The 23,575-nt window shown below is 44.7% G+C and carries 18 protein-coding genes; 14 read left to right on the forward strand and 4 right to left on the reverse strand.

Annotation, left to right across the window (positions count from 1 at the left end):
- Nucleotides 1-128: 128 nt before the first annotated feature.
- Nucleotides 129-896: a phytanoyl-CoA dioxygenase family protein gene (locus AB4114_RS26005; protein ID WP_441991067.1), complete on the forward strand. Its 768-nt coding sequence runs from the start codon at nucleotides 129-131 to the stop codon at nucleotides 894-896.
- Nucleotides 897-1,390: 494 nt separating this feature from the next.
- The gene (locus AB4114_RS26010; RefSeq protein WP_441991068.1) at nucleotides 1,391-2,065 is read left to right on the forward strand and encodes a hypothetical protein; all 675 of its coding nucleotides are present in this window, start codon (nucleotides 1,391-1,393) and stop codon (nucleotides 2,063-2,065) included.
- Nucleotides 2,066-2,450: 385 nt separating this feature from the next.
- Here AB4114_RS26010 and AB4114_RS26015 read toward each other — a convergent pair whose 3' ends face one another.
- A complete protein-coding gene (locus tag AB4114_RS26015; protein WP_441991069.1) occupies nucleotides 2,451-3,062 on the reverse strand; it encodes an SGNH/GDSL hydrolase family protein in 612 nt (203 codons plus the stop codon).
- A 20-nt stretch (nucleotides 3,063-3,082) separates the two neighbouring features.
- Entirely contained in the window at nucleotides 3,083-4,495 is a 1,413-nt protein-coding gene (locus AB4114_RS26020) for an FAD-dependent oxidoreductase (protein WP_441991070.1), read from the reverse strand.
- Between the two features lie 231 nt (nucleotides 4,496-4,726).
- Here AB4114_RS26020 and AB4114_RS26025 point away from each other — a divergent pair, with 231 nt between their 5' ends.
- The 9 genes from AB4114_RS26025 to AB4114_RS26065 all read left to right on the forward strand — a co-directional run bounded on the left by AB4114_RS26025 (nucleotide 4,727) and on the right by AB4114_RS26065 (nucleotide 18,412).
- Nucleotides 4,727-5,770 carry a LacI family DNA-binding transcriptional regulator gene (locus tag AB4114_RS26025; protein ID WP_441991071.1) on the forward strand — a complete coding sequence of 348 codons (1,044 nt, stop codon included), beginning with the start codon at nucleotides 4,727-4,729 and terminating at the stop codon, nucleotides 5,768-5,770.
- Between the two features lie 91 nt (nucleotides 5,771-5,861).
- Nucleotides 5,862-7,478, forward strand: coding sequence for a response regulator (locus AB4114_RS26030; RefSeq protein ID WP_441991072.1), 1,617 nt, complete (start codon nucleotides 5,862-5,864; stop codon nucleotides 7,476-7,478).
- Between the two features lie 53 nt (nucleotides 7,479-7,531).
- Complete coding sequence (locus AB4114_RS26035; protein WP_441991073.1) at nucleotides 7,532-9,391, forward strand: sensor histidine kinase; 1,860 nt, start codon at nucleotides 7,532-7,534, stop codon at nucleotides 9,389-9,391.
- A complete protein-coding gene (locus AB4114_RS26040) occupies nucleotides 9,384-10,916 on the forward strand; it encodes an extracellular solute-binding protein (protein ID WP_441991074.1) in 1,533 nt (510 codons plus the stop codon). The genes AB4114_RS26035 and AB4114_RS26040 overlap by 8 nt, the downstream gene beginning before the upstream one ends.
- Nucleotides 10,917-11,078: 162 nt before the next feature.
- On the forward strand, nucleotides 11,079-12,035 hold the full coding sequence (locus AB4114_RS26045; RefSeq protein WP_441991075.1) for an ABC transporter permease: 957 nt from the start codon (nucleotides 11,079-11,081) through the stop codon (nucleotides 12,033-12,035).
- Between the two features lie 11 nt (nucleotides 12,036-12,046).
- Nucleotides 12,047-12,922 carry a carbohydrate ABC transporter permease gene (locus tag AB4114_RS26050; RefSeq protein WP_441991076.1) on the forward strand — a complete coding sequence of 292 codons (876 nt, stop codon included), beginning with the start codon at nucleotides 12,047-12,049 and terminating at the stop codon, nucleotides 12,920-12,922.
- A 76-nt stretch (nucleotides 12,923-12,998) separates the two neighbouring features.
- The gene (locus tag AB4114_RS26055; RefSeq protein ID WP_441991077.1) at nucleotides 12,999-14,555 is read left to right on the forward strand and encodes an extracellular solute-binding protein; all 1,557 of its coding nucleotides are present in this window, start codon (nucleotides 12,999-13,001) and stop codon (nucleotides 14,553-14,555) included.
- Between the two features lie 236 nt (nucleotides 14,556-14,791).
- Complete coding sequence (locus AB4114_RS26060) at nucleotides 14,792-17,446, forward strand: family 16 glycoside hydrolase (RefSeq protein WP_441991078.1); 2,655 nt, start codon at nucleotides 14,792-14,794, stop codon at nucleotides 17,444-17,446.
- Between the two features lie 135 nt (nucleotides 17,447-17,581).
- Nucleotides 17,582-18,412: a helix-turn-helix domain-containing protein gene (locus AB4114_RS26065; protein WP_441991079.1), complete on the forward strand. Its 831-nt coding sequence runs from the start codon at nucleotides 17,582-17,584 to the stop codon at nucleotides 18,410-18,412.
- An 8-nt stretch (nucleotides 18,413-18,420) separates the two neighbouring features.
- On the opposite strand, the gene AB4114_RS26070 is transcribed toward AB4114_RS26065, so the two are convergent.
- Nucleotides 18,421-19,926, reverse strand: a complete 1,506-nt coding sequence (locus AB4114_RS26070) for an FAD-dependent oxidoreductase (protein ID WP_441991080.1) — start codon at nucleotides 19,924-19,926, stop codon at nucleotides 18,421-18,423.
- Between the two features lie 488 nt (nucleotides 19,927-20,414).
- On the opposite strand from AB4114_RS26070, the gene AB4114_RS26075 reads away from it, so the two are divergent.
- Nucleotides 20,415-20,567 (forward strand): hypothetical protein, encoded by a 153-nt coding sequence (locus tag AB4114_RS26075; protein WP_441991081.1) that lies wholly within the window; start codon nucleotides 20,415-20,417, stop codon nucleotides 20,565-20,567.
- A 193-nt stretch (nucleotides 20,568-20,760) separates the two neighbouring features.
- Here AB4114_RS26075 and AB4114_RS26080 read toward each other — a convergent pair whose 3' ends face one another.
- Nucleotides 20,761-22,119, reverse strand: a complete 1,359-nt coding sequence (locus AB4114_RS26080; protein ID WP_441991082.1) for an aminotransferase-like domain-containing protein — start codon at nucleotides 22,117-22,119, stop codon at nucleotides 20,761-20,763.
- 156 nt (nucleotides 22,120-22,275) lie between these two features.
- Here AB4114_RS26080 and AB4114_RS26085 point away from each other — a divergent pair, with 156 nt between their 5' ends.
- Together AB4114_RS26085 and AB4114_RS26090 are read left to right on the forward strand one after the other, a co-directional pair.
- The gene (locus AB4114_RS26085; RefSeq protein WP_441991083.1) at nucleotides 22,276-23,217 is read left to right on the forward strand and encodes a DMT family transporter; all 942 of its coding nucleotides are present in this window, start codon (nucleotides 22,276-22,278) and stop codon (nucleotides 23,215-23,217) included.
- A 36-nt stretch (nucleotides 23,218-23,253) separates the two neighbouring features.
- Nucleotides 23,254-23,460, forward strand: a complete 207-nt coding sequence (locus AB4114_RS26090; protein WP_441991084.1) for a hypothetical protein — start codon at nucleotides 23,254-23,256, stop codon at nucleotides 23,458-23,460.
- Nucleotides 23,461-23,575 lie beyond the last annotated feature (115 nt).

Below are 23,575 nucleotides of genomic sequence, written 5' to 3' on the forward strand. Positions count from 1 at the left end.
ATCGTGAAGTTTCAACTGCAAAAAAGTATATGAAATATCATAAACCAGTGCATGTGCAATGTAAATAACTCGGAGTACTATTAGGTCATGGAAGCAAATACAAGCAACAAACAAAGGAGATTACACACATGAATAAAATTAACATTCTTACCACAGAACAGATCCAAAGCTATAACGAGAAAGGCTATCTTGTGCTGCGAAATGTGTTCAGCGTGCAAGAGGCTATCGTGCTTCAAGCGGAATGTGACAAGCTCCTCACGCTAGAGGCGTACACGGCACCGAATAATGTTCGAGCAGGGCACAAAGGTTATGCAAACGGTGAAGTGAAAATTGAACGACTGGACCCGGTTCATGATATTTCTGCGGTTTTCGCGGATTTGGTGAAGGATGAGCGGATTCTAACGCCGCTTCGTGACATTTATTTGGATGAGCCGCAGCTGTTCAAGGATAAATTGATCTTTAAGCTGCCAGGGGCAAACGGCTATAGTATGCATCAGGATGCTGCATGGTGGCAAGGCTTCCCGATCCAGGGACTTATCAGCGTGATGGTTGCGATTGACGGAGCTACTGTTGTGAATGGTGGGCTGGAGTTGTTCCCGGGGTACCACGAGCGTCTTCGCTCAACGCCAGGGGAGCTGCGGAATATGAACGCGCAGGAAATCGCAGAAATCGACCCTACTACGGGTGAAATCGTTGAGACGAAGCCGGGTGACGTCATTATTTTTCACTCTTTCACACCGCATCAAAGTGGAACGAATACATCGGATAAAAGCCGCAAGCAGCTGTTCCTAACGTACGCACCAGCGAAGGATGGTGACTTGTATAAGGCGCATTACCAACACTACAAGCGCTATGCTTTGAAGGGTAAGGATTTGAGTCAGTATTATTTCTTGTAGTCGTGGAACTATTGCACGTACTGGAATACACGTACGCACATACAAGAAAGCCATTCACACGTACGCCAATACAAATATGTCATTCACAAGAACGCCGACATACGCAGACGCCCCCCACTCGCGCAATAGATGGAAAAACTACAGTTAATAATCAGGAATAACGTTGGTTTTTCCATTTAAATGGAAAATATACAGCTAATTAGTGTGTTTGAGTGCGATATCTGAGTTTCTGCCGATATTACATGTAGGTTTTCCAGTTATTCCAATTAATTAGGTGAAAAGCTGTGATTTAACTACAGGAAATCCAGTTATTCTAGAAATGCATCGAAGGCTACCTGCTAAGCGGCCGCTATATCTAGCTAATCAGGACTAGTCATCCACCAATATTTCCCATTTCCCTTATAATGACAAATAAGTGACGAAGAACGTCCCGTTCCATTCAATCGAGTGGATGAGKGGCGTTTTTCTGTTTATTTAGGAGGGTGATGAGAATAATGAATGTTGTAGAAGAGCATGAAACGTTTATTCGGATGCATTTGAACAATCGTAGTGGGGAGCGGCGCGGCAGATTGGAGAGGGGACATGGGCATGGGGAGGCGCTTTTTGCGAAACAAATTTGGTGGATTTTACGTGGTGACTTCGAGCATCTTCACCCTGAATATGAGGTGCTCGATTGGCGCGGGCGTTCCTACTTTGCGGATTTTGCTTGGTTGCCAGGCTTTGTGAAGCTGCTTATCGAAATAAAAGGCTACACTTCACACGTTCGTGATCTGGACAGGCAGAAATTTTGCAATGAATTGAATCGTGAAACGTTTCTTCATGCGATGGGGTATCAAGTTATTTCCTTCGCTTATGATGATGTTGAGCAAAGGCCGGAGTTGTGCATAGCCCTGCTGCGAATGGTGATGGCGAGATATCAAGCGAGTTCGACACCTGTTCTGCGCGCCCACATGGCAGAAAAAGAAGTCCTTCGTCTCGCCGTTCAGCGTGCAGAGCCGATCCGGCCGAAGGATGTGGAGCAGCATTTTGATATCGACCATCGGACTGCGGTCATGATGCTTAAGAAGCTTTGCTCGAAGGGTATGCTCACACCTGCCTATAGCGGAAAGGGGCAGCGCATCGTTAAGTACGCATTAGCCGGGAGTGGATTGCTCGCCAACATAGATTAATGGAAAACATCCAGTTAATTTATCGCAAAATCTTCGATTTATCCAATTAGATGGAAATTATGTAGTTAATTTTAGCGAATACGACTAGATGTGCTAAAAATGCTGAGAATAGATCGACATTTTCCATCTATTCTCAATAAATAGGCTGAAGTCGCTGAATTAGCTGTAACAAATCCAGTTATTTCGCAAACTTTTTCAATATAGCTAGTCACTCACCATCCGCCACGGCCCATCAGAACTCTAAATAATCATCAACACCACCACGCCCACCAGATTTCCCCCTAGTAACGCCACCTCGCCCCCCGCCAACCATGACTCTCTCAAGTAACAAAAAAACAGCCACCCCAGGTCGCTAAACCCTCTGGAGCAGCTGTTCCTATGCACATCACAAACCCAACAAAAACGGTACAACCATATCAGCAATCCGCCGATGGCCAGCCTCATTCGGATGCAGGCCATCCGAAGTGAAGTGAGGGAGCGTCAGCTTGTTTAATCCGCTTTCCGCATACAGATTAAGAACAGGCAACCCATACAGCAAACCAATCTGCTTGATAGCGTCCACATAATCAATGAGGCGATGACCGGCAGCGTTGACATAGAAAATGTCATATTGATCTTTATCCCGCTGCAGCGGTGTCCATACATTCAACCGGCATTTCGGATTTTTCGTCAAAATGTCCTCAATCAAAGCGGCATACGCGCCGTGAAACGTAAACACGTCCTTACTTCCTAACTCCCCGATCGGCTTATCTAGTCGATAGTCATTCACACCAGCGAAGATGGTGACGCAATCCAAGGTAGTGTCGATTAACCGACCAACATGAGTTGTCGCACCATAGTCGCGATCACCGCCGGCTGTCATAGGACAGCCGCTTTTGCCATAGTTGATCACACTCGCGAAGCCCAGTACTTCCTGAACAAGCGGCTGATACCCGCCAGCTTCGGTAATGCTATCTCCGAGGGTACCCCAGGTTTTTCCCGACCATTTGTTAAGCAAGGTAGTGAGTCCCCTTTCAATTAATTCTCTTTTTCATAATGAATAGAACCGACAGCGACCTCAAGATCTGCATACGCCAGACCTGGATTATCTCCCAGGTAGGCACCTTGCTCGATCAATTTACGCTGCAATTCAGGGATGGACACCTCGCGGAAGCCGATATCCATAACGCTCGCCATCGAAGCAGCAACGCCTGCCGCTTCACCCATAGCGAAGCAATTTGGCATTACGCGAAGTGAACCTTGCACGGGACGATCAGATGAAACAGAACGACCTGCGACGATGAGATTCGATTTGCCTTGCGGAAGCATACAGCGATAAGGCACGCCGTGGGATTTTCCTTTTGGCAGATGCTTAATCGTCATTGTAGATCCGGCATTCGCCAAATGGATATCAATAAAGTAGGAATTACGGGCAATATCGTCCTCGAAAGTACGCATCGAGAGGAAATCATCCACGACAAGGGTGTAGTCACCTTGAATGCGGCGAGTTTCACGAATACCGATTTGATCGCCAGAATGGACAAGGAAAATGTTCTCAAAGCCAGGCACATACTTTTTCAAGAATCGGATTTGTGTATCAATCAACTGACGGCCTTCGATCGCGGCACGAGTTAAATCCTCTGCTTTTGTTCCGTCGATGTTGAATACATGGCCAAAATTAAAGCCAACTACGGAGTTCGAAATCCATGCCATCCCTGAAACGCGTTTGCGCCCTTCTGGCAGTTCACCATTTTGCTGGGCTAAGGTCACGAGTTCTTCAAGTTGCGGATGCTGACCCGTTTCGGCGAGAAATTGACTGAAGCGCTCCTTATCTGCACCCGTCACGACATAGCACATCGTACCAGGCTGAAGCTCGCCATTTTCACCGCCAACTTGAAAAGGGACCCCTGCCAATGCCGCAAGATCCGCATCTCCAGATGCATCAATGTACAGCTTCGCTTGTACGACGGAACGGCCGGATTTATTGCTAATGACAAGACCGCTGATGCGATCCCCGTCAAGCAGCACTTGATCAGCAACGGTATGAAATAGCACTTGTGCGCCGCTAGCAAGTACTTCGGCATCATAGACGCGTTTGAGCGTTTCGACATCGATTGGAACCCAGTCCAGCAATTGTTCATACCGGTTTAGGAAATCCTCTCCAGCTGCGTGTTTCATTTTTTCTAGCAAATCGAGGCCGATACCTCGAATAACAGGCTTCTCTCCATCGGTATAGGGGCAAAATGCAGGTACAAGTGCAGCAGTTCCCATGCCGCCTAGATAACCCCGTTGCTCTATTAGGAGCGTGCTGGCACCATTACGTGCAGCCGCAATTGCTGCGGCAATACCTGTAGCACCGCCGCCAACAACGACGACATCCGGGGTGTGACTGACAGTTAGCTTTTGAGCAGGTATGGTTACGGTTAAGTTGTTTGTAGATGAGTTCGTCATTCGAATTTCCCTCCTAATGGGTGGACATTGGCCAACCTTTGCTTCGCAATGCTTTCACAGTTGTTTATGTTGACCGTCTTTGTTTTCATTATAGATCGCTGTAACGAAGGAACTAGTTTAATTTTTGTTTCATCTAAAAAGTAAGCATGATATAGTGACATTAATTCGTAATGTCAGTCATGTCCTTTATAGAGTAACCTATTAACAACGTCCTGGAGGTGCAACAACCCCATGCCAACCCGCAAAGCAGTCACCATGAAAACAATTGCCATCGAGCTTGGCTTAACGGTACAAACCGTGAATAAAGCACTGAAGGGCAAGCATGGCATGTCGGAAGCGACCCGCCAACTTATTGTCCAAACCGCCGAGAAACTCGGCTATTACACAATGGACCAGATCCGCAGTTTGAGACTGGATCATATCGCGCCTTACCCGAATGAGCGCCTGCGTTTTCTGCTTGTTCAGACTGCGGAATCTGTGTCGTATAATCGCCTGCTGCTGCAAGGGCTGCAAGAACGATTCTTTTCCTTCGGGCATCGCATTGAGCTGCTTATGCTGCCGCAGCGCTTAAAACAAGACAAAATGGCAGTTTGGCTAGAGGAAGCAGGAGTCCTATATGCGGACGGTATATTTATTGCACCGAGCATTCTGCCCCAGGAGTGGGAGACGGAGCTTTTTAACCTTTCCATGCCCCGAATTCTGCTAAGCTTTCCACCATCCGGTGTCAAAATTGACAGCGTGATCTGGGATGTCTATGAAGCGACTTGCCAGGCTGTTGCTTATCTGCGAAGTCAAGGGCACGAGCGCATTATGTATGTGGGTGACATCCAAATGCAGCGAGGATCGATTCTGCGTTGGCAGGCGTTTGGCTATGCGATGCAAGCTTCTGGCATCACGATCGCGCCCTTCGAGCATTGCATCGGCCCCCGCGACACCAACTTAGAGTGGCATAATGAACTCCTCCACCAAATTCAACAACTACAGCCAACGGCCATCATTTGCGGCATCGATCATGAAGTGCCTGTGGTCTATGACACCTGCAAGGCACTTCAGCTCCGAATCCCAGATGATATCTCTTTAGTCGGCTTCCTCAATGAGCAACCCGAAACATTGCCGGAATTTACACGTCCGCTTCTTCCAATCTCACAAACCGGATATCGCGCAGCGGACCGGATGCTGTGGCGGATTGCCAATCCGACACTGCCTTTTGAACATATTCGCATTCAAGGAGAATTCTATATTGGTCATACAACAGCCCTCCTATCCGCACCTTAAGATCGCACCAGAAATCATAAGATCCTCCTATGTCTCATGACTTTGTCCAAGTTATAATAGAGAGAACTGCTACTAAGGAGGCCGACACCAGATGTATAAACTTGTCATTGTGGACGATGAACCGACAGTTCGTTTCGGGTTAAGTAATTATTTTGACTGGAAGGCATTCGGAATTGAGGTTGTAGGCGAAGCAGATGATGGTGATGTAGCGCTTGAGGTGATTGAGCGTGAGAAGCCGGATCTCATCTTAACAGATGTACGAATGCCCAATATGGATGGGATTCAGATGTCCAACCAATTAAGTGAACGGTTTCCTCATATCAAAATTGTGTTCGTCAGCGGTCACGATGATGCTGAGTATTTGAAATCTGCGCTGAAGGTTAAAGCGGTTGATTATATGTTTAAACCAGTCAATTTAGGCGAGCTGGAGATTGTTATCGAACGATTAGTAAGCTCTCTCAATGCGGAGCATCAAGAGCGCAAGCTCATTGAAGATATGCAAGTCAAGCTCATACAGAGCATGCCCCTGTTGCAGGAGAAATTCCTCATGTCACTGATTCGGGAAGGTGTTATGTACCCATCACGTGTGCAGGATCGTATTGATTTCCTTCATTTGAACTTGCCGATGGAGGGAGCCTATTGGGTCATTGCCATTCGTATCGATGATGCTACAGAGGTTGCGCAAACCAGGTCTGAAAGAGACCAACAGTTGCTGTCCTATTCGGTTCTGAATATTGTGCAAGAGCTCATTGAGAGAGAGATTGGCGGTTATGTTTTTGAAAATCAGATCGGCGAATTCGTAGGGATTCTTCGCATGACTCAGGAAGTTGATCAGGAAAGCTTGCTGTTCACCTTGGCGGAGGAAGTCCGCGAAAGCCTTCATAATTATTTGAAAATCAGTGTTACAATCGGGGTAGGAGAACGAATTTCCAGACTTGCCAGCCTGCCGCAATCCTATTCACAAGCGAAGGAAGCGGCCGATCAACGATGGTTTTTAGGCAAAAATCAGATCATTTCTATGGATAATTTGGAACAAGCCGAGGAGAGTGTATATCGGTTTGATGCCTCACAGCAAGAGCGTATCGTCTCCTCCTTGAAGTCTGCAGATACGTTGAAAGTGCAAGAGGAGCTAAACGAGATATACAATGCGCTGTCACGTAATCGGACAGATGGTATTGCTTATGGACGTAACATCAGTCTTCAACTGCTGCTTCTAGCCAGCCGAATATTGTTGGAGCTGCACGTACAGAAGCAAGATCTCGAAAGCAAAGAGAACGAGCTCATGGCCAAAGTGTTTCAGCAAGAAACGTTAGGTGCTTTGCATCGTCTTGTTGAAGTGTTTTTGTTGGAAGTATGTGAGCGCATTGGTGAGAAAAGAAATGGCAAATCTAAAAATGTGATAGAACGAACGCGAGCGATTATCGATAAACGGTATGCGGAGAATTTGCAAGTAGGTGATATAGCGACGGAAGTATTCCTGTCCACGACGTATTTGTGTTTGCTTTTTAAACAAGAAACGGGGGAAACCATTAACGAATATATGACCAAGGTACGCGTGGAGCAGGCGAAAGCGCTATTGAAGGATCCAGCGAATAAGTTTTATGAAGTGTGTTATGCAGTGGGGTATTCGGATCCTAGTTATTTTAGCAAAATCTTTAAAAAATATACCGGTTACACACCAAGCACATATCGAGATCAAGTCATGTAAAGAGAGTAGGGGCCATCATGATTCTCAAAAATAGAAGCAGGACATTTACCGCGATGATTCTCAGAAACGTTCTCGCAGCTAGATTCTGGCTCATTGCCTACGTGGTGCTAATTCTCATTCCGGCTTCCATTTTCATCTATGCGTATTCCCAGCGTTATTCGCGTATTCTGGAAGAAGAAGTGACGCGATCGATGCTTCAAACTCTCAAACAGGCTGAAATTAATTTGGATCATCAATTGGATTCCTTACGGGATACCTCAAATTCGTTGTTTTTAAATCCCAAACTGCAGCAATACCTAAACAATTCGACGACATATAGCGAACAAATTGACGCTTTGAAAGAATTACGCTATTTAATTGATAACKGGCAAACGAATTCAAATGTGTTCCGTGTGCGTTTGTATGTCGATGAGAAAAAACTGTTCTCCMATGAAAAAGTAAATTTCTTCCCGATCGAAACGCTTCAAAAGCGTCCTTGGTATCAAAATGTTGTGGACGCGGGTGGACAGCTTGTTTGGACGGGGGTTTATTTAGAGAATTTTATAGATCCAGATAAGCAACAAATGTATATATATTCAGGCATCCGATTATTAAAAAATCCAGAAGATTATACGAATTTGTCAGGTTTCTTATCCATAGATGTGGATGCGAAGTCGCTTGAAAACATGTTCTCCAGCATTTCGCTTAATAAAGATCAACATGTCTTCATGGTGGCGCAGGATGGTACGATCATCTTTCACAGTGATAAATCCTTGCTAGGCAATAAGTTCAAATCAGAAGCAGTCCTTAAAGCAATCGAAGGCAATGTGGAGGGTGTTTCTCCAATTATCGAGGACGATAATCAACAATATGTTGTATATACAACTGTCAAAGCGACCGGTTGGAAGATCGTTGCAGAGGTTCCCAAGAACGGAATCAGCTCTCGGGCTGCAACGCTGAATCAATTCTCGAGCGTGGCGACACTAACCGGTGTGACGGTGTTATTTCTCATTCTTGTTTTCATTCTGGTTGCGTTCATCGTTCGCGGGATGAATCGCCGTGTGCAGACGGTTATTAAAGTTATTAAGCGTGAGGGCATGGCTGGGCTGGATGAAAGGACTACGGCATCAGATGGCGACTTTTATCTACTCGAGAAAAGTGTGGATCATCTTATCCATCGGGTTAGGGATTTGATGGAGGAAACCTATCAATCAAAAGTCTTAGAGCGTGAAGCGCAGCTCCGTGCGCTGCAAGCTCAAATTAATCCGCACTTCCTGTATAACACGCTGGATACCATTAATTGGATTGCAATTGGGCATAAAGCGCATGATATTAGTCAGATGATTGATGGACTTGCCCGATATTTCCGACTAAGTTTGAACAAAGGCAAAGACGTGGTAACCGTGACAGATGAACTAGAGCTAGCGAAGGTGTATCTTGAAATTCAGCAGACACGTTTTCCCAAAAGCTTTGAGTTTGTGTTTGAGTTAGGAGGCCAAGATGGAATGGAGGAGGTGAATGAAGTCAGAGCTTCTTTAGAATCTTGTTTCATTCCGAAGCTTACCTTGCAGCCTATCGTAGAAAATGCTTTGCTTCATGGCATACGTAAATCAAAAGGAAAGTCGGGCAAAATTACGATTAGTGCTTGGATTGAGGGAAATGAATTGCTATTATCCGTTACCGATGATGGCATAGGGATGGAGCCTGATTTTGCCCAAACGCTGCTTACTGAACCAAGGCCTGTTGTGCGAACTGACGGCTCAGGCAGCTCGTATGGCTTATTCAATGTGAACGAGCGAATTCGTTTGTTTTCCGGAGAATCCCACGGATTAAGTATACAGTCACAACCTGGGGAAGGGACGACAATCACCGCAAGGTTCAGCTGTAGCATATGCAGACAGCATCGGAATTCCAGGGAGGATCATCATGCGTAACTCGATTAGAATTAAATGCCTGATTGCGATTGTCGTCTGTCTCGCTTCAACAAGCCTTGCAGCCTGTAAGTCAGGGACCAGCTCAAATCTTAAAGATACTCCGTCTGTACAGGCAAATCCCAATAAGCCGGAGCTAAGGGCACTTCAATTATGGCAAAAGGAAGATTATAATTCGAATCCTGTGGCCAAGTATTTAGAGAGTGCTACGGGTTATAAGGTGAAATATGAGATGCTTCCGCAAGATAAGCCTCAAGATAAGCTCAATATTCTGATAGCTTCTGGAGAACCCTTCGATGCAATCACGACGACTGGAACAACAGATTTCAAATCACTATACGCCGATTATGCCAGGAAAGGGGCCCTTCTTGATTTGGGACCTCTTCTTGATACATATGGGCAGAACATTAAGGCTGGCGTGGATCCAGAAGCATTGGAAGCTGCCAAAATTGATGGCAAGCTGTATGCCATTCCAACGAAGTCACTTTCCTCCTCTGGCGAGAGCTTATTTATACGTCAAGATTGGCTCGACAAGGTTGGTTTGAAGGCACCAAGGACCCTTGATGAATTGGTTGCTGTCTTACAAGCATTTAAAGATAAGGATCCAGGTGGTAATGGTGATATAAACATACCATTTACGATGAAAAGCGAAGCCGTGTTCGCTCCCAATATCGTAGGCGCCTTTGGCATGCCGAATTTCTGGAACCTGGTGAATAGTAACCTGACGCCGCGTATATTGGACCCTCATTATAAAGATTATGTCGCTTTCATGTCGGATCTCTTTAATCKGGGGTTGTTAGATAAGGAGTTTGCCGCGAATAAAGATGTGACAGCCAAAGAGAAATTCACAAGTGGTAGAGCGGGGATGATTGTTGTACATTGGGCGGACATACCAGCAATGATCGATGTTTTGGTGAAAAATGTACCTACTGCCAAAACGGCATATATTCCTGCCGTTGTAGGAAAGGATGGCATGCTAGGACTTAGCGAAAGTAGAGGATTTGATCGTTTGACTTTTATCCCCAAAGCTTCCAAGCATCCAGAAGATATGATGAAATGGATGAACAGCAAGCTGGATCCAACGATATTCAGAACCATGACCATTGGTGAAGAGAATAAGGAATATACGGTGAAGGATAACGCGTACACACCTATTCTACCTCAGTTTAATGAGAATCGAGGACAGGCGAACAACTTCCTTACGGGGACAGATGATAAGATCTATCCTGTGTACTGGCAAGCTCGTGTTCGTAAAGACATACGAGTATTTGAAGCATGGAAATTCATTAATGTGACAGAACCGGCTAGTACCCGAATTCCCGATCCCCTTGGATTCGCGCCATTTTTGCCTGAATTTTCGAAGAAATTCCTAATGCTGAATACGCTTGTAGCTGAATACACCACGAAGCTTGTTTTCGGTGCTGAGGCTATTCATGATTTGGAGGCATTTCGGCAGAAATTCAAAGATGCTGGTGGCGAAGTGAGTTACCAAGAAGTGAATGCTTGGTATATAAGCGTTAAGAAATAAGCGCATTACCGAAAGAGGCTCGCGAGTATATCGCGAGTCTCTTTCATGTCGTTATTTGTAAAAACACCATAAGATAGTACCAGAAACACAAAGATCACCATCTACAGATAGGTTCATAGGCTCTTTATAATACAGATATAACAACTTGGAGGTGAACGCGAAATGAGTGTTGCAACAACAGAAGTAAAACAACGTGTGGAAACGACGAAGGTCAGCAAAAATAGATGGAAGCTTTTCCGCACGAACATAGATCTCTACGTTCTGCTCATTCCTGGATTGCTTTTTCTGCTTTTATTCAAATACACGCCTATGTACGGTATTATCATCGCGTTTATGGATTTCAACATTTTCGATGGCTTTACGGGCAGCAAATGGGTTGGTTTAGCACAATTCACGAAGCTAATCCATTCGGATGAATTTATACAAGTGTTTATCAATACGCTCTTAATCAGCTTGTACAAGCTCGTGCTGCTCTTCCCAGTTCCGATTTTCATCGCGCTCTTATTAAATGAAGTGCGGAAGAGCTGGTTCAAACGTACGATTCAAACGATTATATTTCTACCTCATTTCTTATCATGGGTCATCATTTCAGGGTTATTTCTAACGATCCTTTCTCCGAGCGGTGGTTTAATTAATAATGTGATTCAATATTTCGGTGGAACACCCATTGCTTTCTTTCTAGATAACCATTATTTCCGAAGTGTGCTGGTATTTACCGCAGGGTGGAAGGAATCCGGTTGGAACACGATTATTTTCATCGCAGCCATTGCAGGCATCGAACAAGAACAATATGAAGCAGCTTCCATTGATGGTGCTGGGCGAATTCGTCAGATGGCACACATTACCCTACCAGGTATCGTGCCAACGATCATTTTGATTCTGGTTTTGCGACTGGGATACTTGCTAGAAGCGGGTACGGAACAAATTCTAACCATGTATAATTCGGTTGTTTATCAATCAGGTGATGTCATAGGGACTTACGTTTATCGGGTAGGTCTTGGACAGCAAGATTATAGCTTTAGTACAGCAGTAGGTTTGTTCAATTCCGTAATTGGATTCCTCTTGATCGTGTTGGGAAATGAGCTCAGCAAAAAAGTGGTCAAGCGAAGCATTTGGTAGGAGGTGCAGCTATGAAAAAGAAAACAATCGGAGATTTGACCCTAGATATCTGCGTATATGCTGCGCTGTTATTGTCTGGCGTACTTACGCTATTGCCAATGCTCAACGTGCTATCCAAAGCATTAAGTGAGGAAACTGCTGTTCTGTCAGGTAAGGTCGGTATTCTGCCTGTAGGTTTTCAGCTAGATACGATGAAATATGTTGTATCTTCAAGTCAGTTTTTACATTCGATCTCGGTCTCCCTGATTGTCATGGTTGTGGGGACTGTACTTGCTATTATGTTAACGGCTTTGACAGCGTATCCATTATCTAAGAAGCATCTGCCAGGAATTCCATTTGTTTTAATTATGTTCATATTTACAATGCTGTTTAACGGTGGAATCATTCCGAATTACTTACTTATGAAAGAACTCCACCTCATCAATAGTTTGTGGTCCTTAATGCTGCCTGCACTGATTAGTGTGTTTAATCTATTGGTAATTAAGAGCTATTATGAATCTTTACCAGAAGCGTTAGAGGAGTCAGCCAAAATGGATGGTGCTCGCAATTTCACGATTCTCTTCCGTATCATTCTTCCGCTTAGTACGCCGGTTGTTGCCACAATAGCGCTATTCTATGCGGTGTACTTCTGGAATGATTACTTTCATCCTATGCTGTATATCTCAAAAGGAAGTTTGAAACCACTTCAATTATATCTACGGGATATTGTTATGGATGCAGACAGCTCAACGGCATTGAATAAAAGTGTGGATGACATGATGAATATTTCACCAGAAGGTATTCGCTCAGCAACGGTTATTGCTTCCATTATCCCGATGCTCCTTGTGTATCCGTTTCTTCAAAAACATTTCGTCAAAGGCGTTCTGATTGGTTCTGTGAAAGGCTAGTGTTGCGTTAACGCCTTAGATGTTTTCATCGAGGGCCTAATGATATGATAACAAAATGAACTAGGGAGGTTTATGTATGTTAAAAAGATACAAAAAGCTGATGCTCGTTACGCTTACAGCTGGTTTGTCCGCTTCATCGCTCGTGGCTTGTTCCTCAGGTGACACGAAAACTAGTAGCACCAATGCCCCTGCAACTGCTGCTGCAACAGCAGCACCAACACCTGAAGCGCCGAAGCCAGGACTCAAATCTTTACAGATTTGGCAGAAGGAGGACTACAACACGTACCCGGTTGCAACATTTTTGGAAAAGGCAACAGGGTATAAGGTTCAATACGACATGCTCCCTCAAGATAAACCGCAAGATAAGCTGAATATCTTGATCGCTTCCGGGGAATCGTATGATGTGGTTACGACAGCTGGATCCACTGACTTCAAGGCGCTTTATGCTGACTATGCCAAAAAAGGTGCACTTGTTGACCTAGGACCTTTGATCGATAAATATGGACCTAACATTAAAGCAGCCATTGACCCAGAAGCATTAGAAGCAGCGAAAGTCGATGGCAAACTGTATGGTATCCCAACAAAGAGCTTGAATACCGTATCTACCAGCTTGTACATTCGTCAAGATTGGTTGGATAAGGTCGGTCTGAAGATGCCTACAACACTTGACGAGCTAGTTACTGTATTGAAAGCGTTTAAAGAGAAAGATCCAGGAGGAAATGGCGATACGAATATTCCATTAACTGTTGGTGGAGATTCTTCCTTCATTGCTAATATTGTAGGCGCTTTCGGAATGCCGAATTTCTGGAATGATGTCAATGGAAAATTAACGCCTCGTGTGCTTGACCCAGCATTCAAAGATTATGCCACTTTTGTATCCGATTTATTTAAACAAGGTCTTATCGATAAAGAGTTTGCTGCGAATAAAGCCGCAACAACCAAAGAGAAATTTACTAGTGGTAAAGCCGGCATACTGATGATGAACTGGTCGGATGTACCTACGATCGCTGATGCTTTAACGAAAAACATTCCAACTGCGAAAGCAACATTTATTCCAGCTTTGACAGGTAAAGATGGTAAAGCAGGGTTGTCCGCTTCCAAAGGCTTTGACCGTATTACATTCATCCCGAAGGCTTCCAAGCATCCTGAAGATGCCATTAAATGGATAAACGCGAAGCTGGAGAAAGAAACATTCAAAACGATGGCTATCGGGGAAGAAAACAAACACTACACGTTCAAAGACGGGGCCTATACACCGATTCAACCGATCTTTACCGATGAGCGTAATCAAGCGAACAACTTCTTAATGGGATCCGATGATAAAAATTATCCAACTTACTGGCAAGCACGCGTACGTAAAGATATGCGTTTATTCGATGGCTGGAACCTTATGAACGGTTTGGCGCCAGAAAAAACAAGAGTGATCGACAAATTAGGATATGCGCCATACATGGCAGAATTCTCCAAAAATTTCCAACAACTTAACACGTTGTCAAACGACTACACAACGAAGTTGATCTTTGGGGCTGAGCAATTTGCAGGATTGGATGCTTTTATTGCTAAATTCAAAACATCAGGCGGAGATGCAAGCTTCAAAGAAGTAAATGACTGGTATGCAACTGTGAAAAAATAAGTAATCATCATGAAATGACAATAAGAGGAGAACTTGCTTGCAACGACTGGCGTAGGTTCTCCTCTTATCTGTGTTTTCATGCAAAGAGAAAGGGGGGGATGCCCCAAAATAAATCTGTTTGTTTTCGTGAAAATGTTAACGCTTTCAAATTTCGGAATGCAAGGAGCTTGTATGACGAACGGAGCTTCGCTCCCTTTTTATCGGTGGGCAGTGAATAATTTTAAGGAGGTATTATAATGTTTGCAATTACAAGAAAATCTGTCAGTTTGTTGGTAGTGCTTGCCATAATAATCATTGGATTTTTACCTCGGACATCTGAAGCAGCTCCGGCCACGATTCAGAATTACCCGATGCCATCCATCTATACCTCATCCAGTGTATATTCATTGAAAGCGGATAACCAATCGGTTCCTGTAATCAGCTATAAGGATGACTATGACTATGCTGAATTTTCTTTTTCCGGCACGGTCAGTATCGAAGTTACTGCTAATGTGCCGATTACATCTTATTCCATTAGTCCAATGGCCAAAAACATCGAGGGAACGGTCAATGGGAACAAGTTAACGTTTTCACTTTCTTCTTCAACATATGTGATCGTAAATATCAATGACCAGACGAAGAAGATTGTCATTGCAGCAGATCCCTTGGAGACGAATATTCCCCCGTCCACAGGCGCAGGGATTTATAATGTGACCCAATCGCCATACAACGCGGATAATACAGGGACATCGATGGCATCGAATGCGATTCAGCAGGCTATCGATGCCGCCTATCAAGCTGGCGGCGGCACTGTATTTGTTCCGGCCGGTGTCTATAAAAGCGGCAACCTAACGTTAAAAAGCAATGTAACCTTTTACCTAGCCGGAGGCGCTGTCATTGTCGGCACAGGCAGGGGTGAAGACTACGCGATTGATTTTCGGAAAGATTCACGAAATGCGGATGGCACGTATTATATTCGTACTGCCGTAGACTCCAGCAATATTACCATACGAGGACGGGGAACCATTGATGGAAAAGGCATAGCGATGCGAGAGCGGAAAATGCCAGCACCGAATAAAAATGAAGGACTTATTAATAACTTGTTAGTCCCGCTGGCAACTACAAATTTTAATTTTGATGGTTTAATCTTACGGGATGCGGGTTTCTGGTCGTTCATGGTTGTTCGTTCCGACAATGTTACCATCAAAAATCTCAAGGGATTCCAAGATTTATACAAAATCGAGAATGATGTTATCGATATCAATGAGAGTCAGAATGTGCTTGTTAAACATGCGATTGCCATATCGGATGATGACACGTATTCTACGAAAACCTGGTTGCAGACGGGAATGTCTAGCGGATGGCCTGGAGCACTTGAACATTTGGAAAATGTAGTCTTTGATGATGCCCTTGCATGGACAAGATGCGCAGCTTTCAAAATTGGGCAGGGGGTAGCCCAGGCGCAGATCGGAGTGACCGTCCGAAATTCGTATGTGTATCAAAGCGCAAGGGCATTGCTGATTGATCATGGTTACACACTTAATACGCTTCCGGAGGAAGGTTACGCTCAAAATATTACGTTTGAAAATATTGACATCGAACGAGTAGGTATCAATCAATTCGGGAATCATTGGCTTACAGTTAGTACTAGCACTTCCGGCAATGTAAGCAATGTCGTATTAAAGAACATTAATCTTCGTGAGGTAGGATCTGAGCAATCCAGACTTTCCGGGAATGTCACCAAAGGCGGAATGGTTAACGGTGTCATGTTCTCTGATGTATATGTGAAAGGTAAGCTTGCAACAAACCTGACCGACTTGAAGGTTAGTGTAATAAATGAAAATGTAAGTGGCATTATCTTCGCCAATACAAAGCCGTTGTTCAGCGACAATTTCGAAGACGGAGATATGGCAGGTTGGACATCCGTTACAGGCAGTTGGACCGTACCGACAGACGGCACAAATAAAGTACTGTCTAGCGGCAGTCAGACATCAACATCTCTTATTACTGCCAATGCAGGAAGTTCATGGTCGGATTATGCGTATGAGGCCAGACTGGAAATGGGTATTACCAATGCCAATGCAGGCGTTGTCTTCAGGGTCCAGGACGCCAATAACTATTATATGTATCGCATCAATTCATCCAATCAGAAGTTGGAATTGTACAAATCCATTAATGGACTAATGACGCTTGTAACAAGTACCCCGTTTGCAGCCATAGAGAAGAAGTCGTATACGGTTAAGGCGGTTATTGAGGGGAACAAGATCTCTTGTTATGTGGATGGAGAGTTAAAAATGGCATGGACCAATCCTGTAACGGAATTGACCACAGGGGGGATCGGATTCCGCACCACCTCGATGGGTGTCCATTTTGACGATGCGATGGTTTACCCTATTGTCCCCTTGAACGATGATTTTGAAGATGGAAATATGACAGGATGGACGTCATCTTCAGGTTCATGGAGTGTGGTGAGTGCAGATACGAAAACCCTGCTCCAGAGTGCTTCGACCACTGCGCTTATTACTGCTGGTGATTCATGGACAGATTATACGTATGAGGGCAAAGTGAAAATGCCTATTACCAATGCCAATGCAGGTATCGTCTTCAGGGTGCAGAATGCAGATAATTATTATATGTATCGAATCAATGTAGCGAATCAAAAGCTGGAGTTGTATAAAGCTGTGAATGGACAGTTGACCTTAGTATCCAGCACTTCTTTCACAGCTCAGGCGAACCAGTGGTATACGATCAAGGCTTCCATCCAAGGCAATACGATTAAAGGTTATGTAGATGGCGCATTGAAGACAGAATGGACCAATCCTGTAACGGAATTAACAACAGGGAAAATCGGATTCAGAACCACCTCAGTGAATGTATCGTTTGATGATGCTTTAGTTGTATCTTCCAACTAGTGTCAGTCTAAGGTCACAAAGGAGCTGCCCCTCAAGCCATGTAACGGCTGCAAGGGACAGCTCCTTGTACTGTCTTATAGACAAATTATATAATCAATCGGAGAAGAATCGCTGTTGCCAGGAGGAACCTTACCTATGACGAAGTCAGATTTACACGGATCCGGCGTCATTTATGCGAATTATTTCACGCACACGAAGCCTCATTCCGTTAAGTATGGAGATGGACTGACCTTCTACCTGTTTCGGCTGCAGGTAGAAGGAACCTGTCGCGCGCTCGTGGATGGGAAATATGAGACCATCATCCCCGGCGACCTGCTCATTTATCCGCCAGATCAGCCAAACGAACTAAACGTGCAGCCCCGAAGCGCACCGGAATCGGGTGCGGTACAACCCGTTGGAGACTATTTCCTAGCTGGCAATGGGGAATGGCTAGACGCGTGGTGGAATAACAAAGGCTTGCCAACCAAAACCAATATCGGCTTTGACGATACAGTCATTACCTTATGGAAGCATATTATTAGCGAAAAGAAAAAAGTGATGCAGAACCATGAAGAGATCATGGACTATCTGTTGAGGGCACTTTGTTTGACACTGGAGCAAGTGATTCAGATTAAGCAGCGCACGAAGAGCGCGGATACCGCATATAAAATTAAGCTATTCATAGAAAATCATGCCCAGGAACATCTTCGTTTGGAAAAAATATCAGCCTCCGTCGGATTAAGCGTCTCTCGCTGCTCGTATCTGTTCAAAGCTGCTTTTGGCCAATCCCTGTTCGCCTATTGTATTGATGTTAGGTTAAAGCTTGCACAGCAGCAGGTGCTGTACAGCAATCTTTCATTGGAGCAAGTTTCCGAGAAGACTGGCTTCCAGAACTACCCCCATTTCAGCCGGGTGTTCCGCGAACGATTTGGCCATCCCCCAGGAGAATATCGGCGCAAATTCGGATTCCAGTTCAATCATGAGTGATCTTGGTATTAGACATCTGTATACAAGACTTGATTTCCTTTATCAAGTAGGGCATGAAGTTGCTCATACTTCACATTTTGAACGATGCCGTCCGCATCCAGCGTCAGTGCAGCTGCGATAGCAGCCGATTGCCCCAGGATCATAAATACAGGCTCCATTCGGATAGAACCGTATGCTGCATGGGTAGCAGAAACACATATCGGTACGATTAGATTCGTGCATTCTGCTCGTTTCGGTACAATCGCCCGATAGCTGATCGGATAAGGCGCTTTTAATTTTACATAGAAACCGCCCTCCGTGCTTACATGCCCGTCTTCGTTTACATAGTATTGGGTATGGTGTGAGTCCATTGCAAAGGAACCCATTCCTATGGAATCCGGCACCTCATCTTCTAGTCTGACGACATGCTCTGTCACCACATAATCGCCAATTAATCTACGGGATTCTCTGACGTACAGCTGGGGCGTCCAATGGCCGTTTTCGATGAATTCATCGAGCGGCAAGCCCCACGGTTTGTAGACGGCCCGAATTTCCTCTGGCACACGGGGATGATTCTGAATAGTCCAGGCATAGCCTTGCTGATAGATTCGATGGGCATTGAATATTTCTTCCCGTGTACGATAATCTGTCTCCGCATAGTTATGGTTCATACCGTTGTAATCTGTAGAAATGCCACTGTTGTTATTGGAATCCGTCTTATCCGGCGAAACCATATTTAATTTAAAGAATTTTGTGTTTTGCCCTTGCTCGATAGCACGAAACAAAATTTCATAATCGGCTTCGTTGTATCCCTCAGGCTTTTCAATCTCCAGCCGGTTGTCTGGGTTGTTCGTCAAACACATGCGAAAGTTATAAGCTTGAAGCTTGGTGTCCCCATCGCCGACGTTGCCACCKGGGTGCGCATTGACGCGCAAAAGCAAGCCACTTGAAGGCACACCTTTAAGCACATAAGGATCGATCCCTCTGGGTAGTTCATTAAGTTCATCCCCGGGATGAATGCCGTTTAACGTCTCCCCGTATTGTGCATTGGACTCCCGGCCGACAACATACGATACGCCTGCTTTGCCCATCAGATCTCCTTCATACGAAGCATCAATAAACACCTTAGCTTTATATACAATGCCGGATTCCATCCGAATGGAGATAATCTCTGATCCTTGTTTTGTCACCCCGTCCTTTAGATCGAGCCTTTTTCCGTAAACGACTTCGATGTTGTTTTCCGCAACCATATCTTGCAGTACTTCGAGCGCTACTTTGGGTTCAAAAAGCCAACAAGCCCCGTCTTGCGAATATTTGCGAGCTACTCGTTTGTAAAACTCCAAGGACAAGCCGCCAATAGCTTGCTTCATTCCCACATCCGTATCTCCCAGGCCTCCTGTGGTCAAGCCACCAATCCGCTGACTTGGCTCGATCACGACCGCACTTTTGCCCATTCTTTTTGCTTGAACAGCCGCAACAATGCCCGCAGCCGTCCCTCCATAAATTACAATATCATACTGTTTCTCCTGGTTCACTGTACTCCGCCTCCATCACTATATTGCTTACAAACACTATTATAATCCGCGTACTGGTTTGACGAGAATGATGGATCTTCCTCTTATACTTGATGAATCTTACTGTTTCTATAAAACGCTGTACCTCGAGAAATAGGCAACAATTTGGTGTAAAATATAGGTAGTAAAGTGTGATTCCACGCAAAACCACTAAGTAAATAAACCAGTATGTTTTCTATAGTAACCACCCTGCCAGTGAGCCAAGTGATGCGCATGAATTAACGACAGATCCGCTCCTCGCAGGGGCAGGCAGTGGTGGTATCTTTTTAAATACGGTGGATGGTTATATGCCGGGAACAGGTTCGCCAGCCTTGTCCTCTGGGGTTCTAATCAGCAGCAATGGAGGCAAAGATTACTGGGGCAACTCCGTCTCATCTTGAACTTCTCCGAATCGGGGCGCCTATAATGGTGCTGGTATTGTCCTAACGGCTCCGAATACGTGGATTGACGTGGATGACGCGAATGTGAGAGAGGGCACTTACTCTACGACGAATCAAGCAGGAACAACGGCCGTTACCGTTGATACGAAGAACGACTTAATCAGCCACAAACGGGATGGTTATTTTAATTTGATTTTAATAGTTATAGCGGTACAGCTCTAACGCAACGATCACATTGAAGCCAATCCACAGGTCAGCAGTAAATTCAAATGGGAATGTCTCTTTTGCATCAAGTGAGAGCATCACCAGTACGGATCGACCTAAGTTAACGATAACACCATAATCACATAAGGGCTGAGTCCTTGGAACCGTGTCGGCAGGAAGTGACGCGGTGTCCGGTGCTCAGCTTTTATATTTAGACGCGCCAGCCCTGTTTCACCATATGCTTGATCTCATTCGCAATAATGCGTACACCCCTGTCGATGCGCTCTTCTGATACGCGTGTGATGCTAAGATTCATCAGCGGCAGCGGTTCAAAACTCGGTAAATAATGGGGTGTAAGGTTTTGAATGAGTACCTGCTTCTTTCGCAATCTTTCCAACAAAAGCGGAATCGGCAAGTGAGGAGGGAGCGTGATATGCGTGTGTACACCGGATTGGCGTGGGGAAGCCACGGTATAGCTATCCTCGTTATAGGCATGCAGAGATTCGTGCAACTGTTCTAATCGTCTCGAATAGGCATCCCGGATGGCATGTTTACGCCGTTCAAACATGCCACTCTGAATATAAATTTCCAAGGCAGCTTGTGAAAGCATGGGGCTGTCAATGTCGGCTATCTTTTTAAATGTACCGAATACGTCATCCAGAGCTGATGGGAGAACGGCAACTCCAACCCGTAACCCGGGGAACAGGATTTTAGCGTAGCTTTTTAAATAAATGACGTGAGAAGAATCATAGGCGTAGATCGGATCTGATTTTGAATCTAGTTCCAGATCGGCCAGATAATCATCTTCAACAATATACACATCGTATCGTTTGGCCAGCTTGGCAATTGCTTTCTTCGTAGGCTCAGAGTAGGAGCATCCAAGCGGGTTATGAAAACGCGGCATCGTATAGAAGAACTTTATGTCCTCCGTACAGAAGAGATGTTCTAAGTGATTCAAGTCGATATCACCATGAGGTGACCGACGAATTCCGTGTACGGGCAGCTGGTAGCTTTCAACTAATTGGATAAACAAATGATAGCTAGGCTGCTCCATTAGAATGCCGCGCTTTTTGTTTGGAAAAGGCATCAACGCCAAGATAGCGAGTGCCTGCTGCACACCAGAAGTGATATGAATGTGATCGGGCTTCGTAAATACCTGATAGTTAGCCAAATGCTTACATAGCAGACGTAATAAGGAGGGCAGGCCTTGCGATGTCCCATAAATAAATAGTTCATTTTTGTACATATCAAAGGCTTTATCCACACAATGTTTAAAATCCAAGTAAGGAAACAGCTCGGGATCTGGTGCAGCAGAGGAGAAGTCAAAGACCGTATTCTCAGGTAACTTCAGACTTGCTCCTCGTTGTTGAACCGCGTAATAGCCGCTTTGTGGAATCGAATAAATGAGATGGCGACTTTCCAGAAGGGTAAAAGCACGAATCACAGTGCTCTTGTTGCATGCATACCGGAGGGAGAGATCTCTAATAGAAGGAAGCTTCTGTCCTGCTTTGATTTGTCCCTGTTCGAGTTGCTGTTCAATGTCATTCACAATAAGCAAATATTTGTACATGAGCGTTGGATCTCCGATCTTCAACTTTGAATTGTACCGGTACAGTTGCTGTGTAAAAGGATTGTTGTGCAGGGCTTGCGGATTTATGCTGATATCAGAGAATGTTTCATTCAGTTGTAAGACAATTTGTATTCTATATTGTAAGGAGTTGGAGAGATGACATCCCACAAAGAACGAAAACTTGCTTATTTATTAGCTGTACTTAATGCAGTTATCATCGGTATCTCTTTTCTATTTGCCAAAATAGCGCTGGACTACGCGCCCCCCCTTGATACTCTGATGTACCGATTCGCCGTATCGTTTCTTGGACTATCGCTGCCAGTTGCTTTGGGAATCGTAAAATTGCGTTATCGCGGCAAGCCTATTGGCAAAGCACTTTTACTCTCATCTATGTATCCATTGGGCTTCTTCACCTTACAAGCATATGGCTTAAAACACGCAACGGCCGCTGAGGCGGGGATCCTCTACGCATTTACACCTATCGTCACCATGTTGTGCGCATCGATCTTTTTGAAAGAATCCACCAATCGGGCTCAGAAGCTCGCAATATTTTGCTCGGTGTTCGGTGTTGTATTTATCTTTCTAATGAAGGGAGCTGAGTTAGATATCTCTAATATAACAGGCATTTCCTTGCTAATTCTTACTAGTGTTTCATTTGCGGGATACAGCGTAATGRCACGCTCCTTATCCAAACAATTTAGTCCGTCTGAAATCAGTTACTTGATGCTGAGCACTGGATTTGTAGTGTTTCTGATCTCCTCTTTGCTTACACATAGGAAGTTAGGATCTTTTGAGAGTTTATTAACGCCTTTGTCTCACCCACTCTTTCTCGTGTCTATTCTATTCTTAGGTTTAGTGTCTTCACTGGTAACGGCTCTAGCGTCAACGTATGTCTTGTCCAAAATCGAGGCTTCCCAAATGAGCGTCTTTACGAATCTTTCCACGTTGGTTACAATTGCCGCGGGCGCATTATTCCTAGGAGAGGAAGTAACCCGCTATCATGTTATTGGCTCAATATTCATCATAGCTGGCGTGCTCGGTACCCAATACTACAGTGGACGTACCAGAGCGGTTCCCAAGTTGAAGAGATCTGTTTGATTGCAAAATATTCGGAGCTGTAACTGGTGGTGGCTGATGCCAATAAATCATTTTGTAATTGGAAAAATAAAACATTGCCATGTGTTTACCATCCATGCTATATTATCACTCCGGCCGCAAGACAGACAGGCTGGTAACGAAAAAGAATTAAAAAACAATTTCAAAAAAAGCTTGCAAATAAAAAATGAACATGGTATATTACTTCTCGCTGCTTCGGTAACACGACAGCGTACGAAAGAATAATTGATCTTTGAAAACTGAACAACGAGTGAGTAAGCACAGTCGAGTAATCGACTATAAAAGAGATTGCAAAATCTCGCTAGCTTCAAATGAGCAAGTCAGCTTTCAGATATACGGA

Source organism: Paenibacillus sp. 2RAB27 (assembly GCF_052115445.1).
In the GTDB taxonomy this organism is placed as follows: Bacteria; Bacillota; Bacilli; order Paenibacillales; family NBRC-103111; genus Paenibacillus_E.

Excerpts from the sequence above, each read along its gene's own strand:
- AB4114_RS26045 (WP_441991075.1), top strand. The coding sequence starts at position 11,079 with ATGAGTGTTGCAACAACAGAAGTAAAACAACGTGTGGAAACGACGAAG.
- AB4114_RS26025 (WP_441991071.1), top strand. The coding sequence starts at position 4,727 with ATGCCAACCCGCAAAGCAGTCACCATGAAAACAATTGCCATCGAGCTT.
- AB4114_RS26010 (WP_441991068.1), top strand. The coding sequence starts at position 1,391 with ATGAATGTTGTAGAAGAGCATGAAACGTTTATTCGGATGCATTTGAAC.
- AB4114_RS26030 (WP_441991072.1), top strand. The coding sequence starts at position 5,862 with ATGTATAAACTTGTCATTGTGGACGATGAACCGACAGTTCGTTTCGGG.
- AB4114_RS26065 (WP_441991079.1), top strand. The coding sequence starts at position 17,582 with ATGACGAAGTCAGATTTACACGGATCCGGCGTCATTTATGCGAATTAT.
- AB4114_RS26090 (WP_441991084.1), top strand. The coding sequence starts at position 23,254 with ATGCCAATAAATCATTTTGTAATTGGAAAAATAAAACATTGCCATGTG.
- AB4114_RS26060 (WP_441991078.1), top strand. The coding sequence starts at position 14,792 with ATGTTTGCAATTACAAGAAAATCTGTCAGTTTGTTGGTAGTGCTTGCC.
- AB4114_RS26005 (WP_441991067.1), top strand. The coding sequence starts at position 129 with ATGAATAAAATTAACATTCTTACCACAGAACAGATCCAAAGCTATAAC.
- AB4114_RS26080 (WP_441991082.1), bottom strand. The coding sequence starts at position 22,119 with ATGTACAAATATTTGCTTATTGTGAATGACATTGAACAGCAACTCGAA.
- AB4114_RS26055 (WP_441991077.1), top strand. The coding sequence starts at position 12,999 with ATGTTAAAAAGATACAAAAAGCTGATGCTCGTTACGCTTACAGCTGGT.
- AB4114_RS26020 (WP_441991070.1), bottom strand. The coding sequence starts at position 4,495 with ATGACGAACTCATCTACAAACAACTTAACCGTAACCATACCTGCTCAA.
- AB4114_RS26050 (WP_441991076.1), top strand. The coding sequence starts at position 12,047 with ATGAAAAAGAAAACAATCGGAGATTTGACCCTAGATATCTGCGTATAT.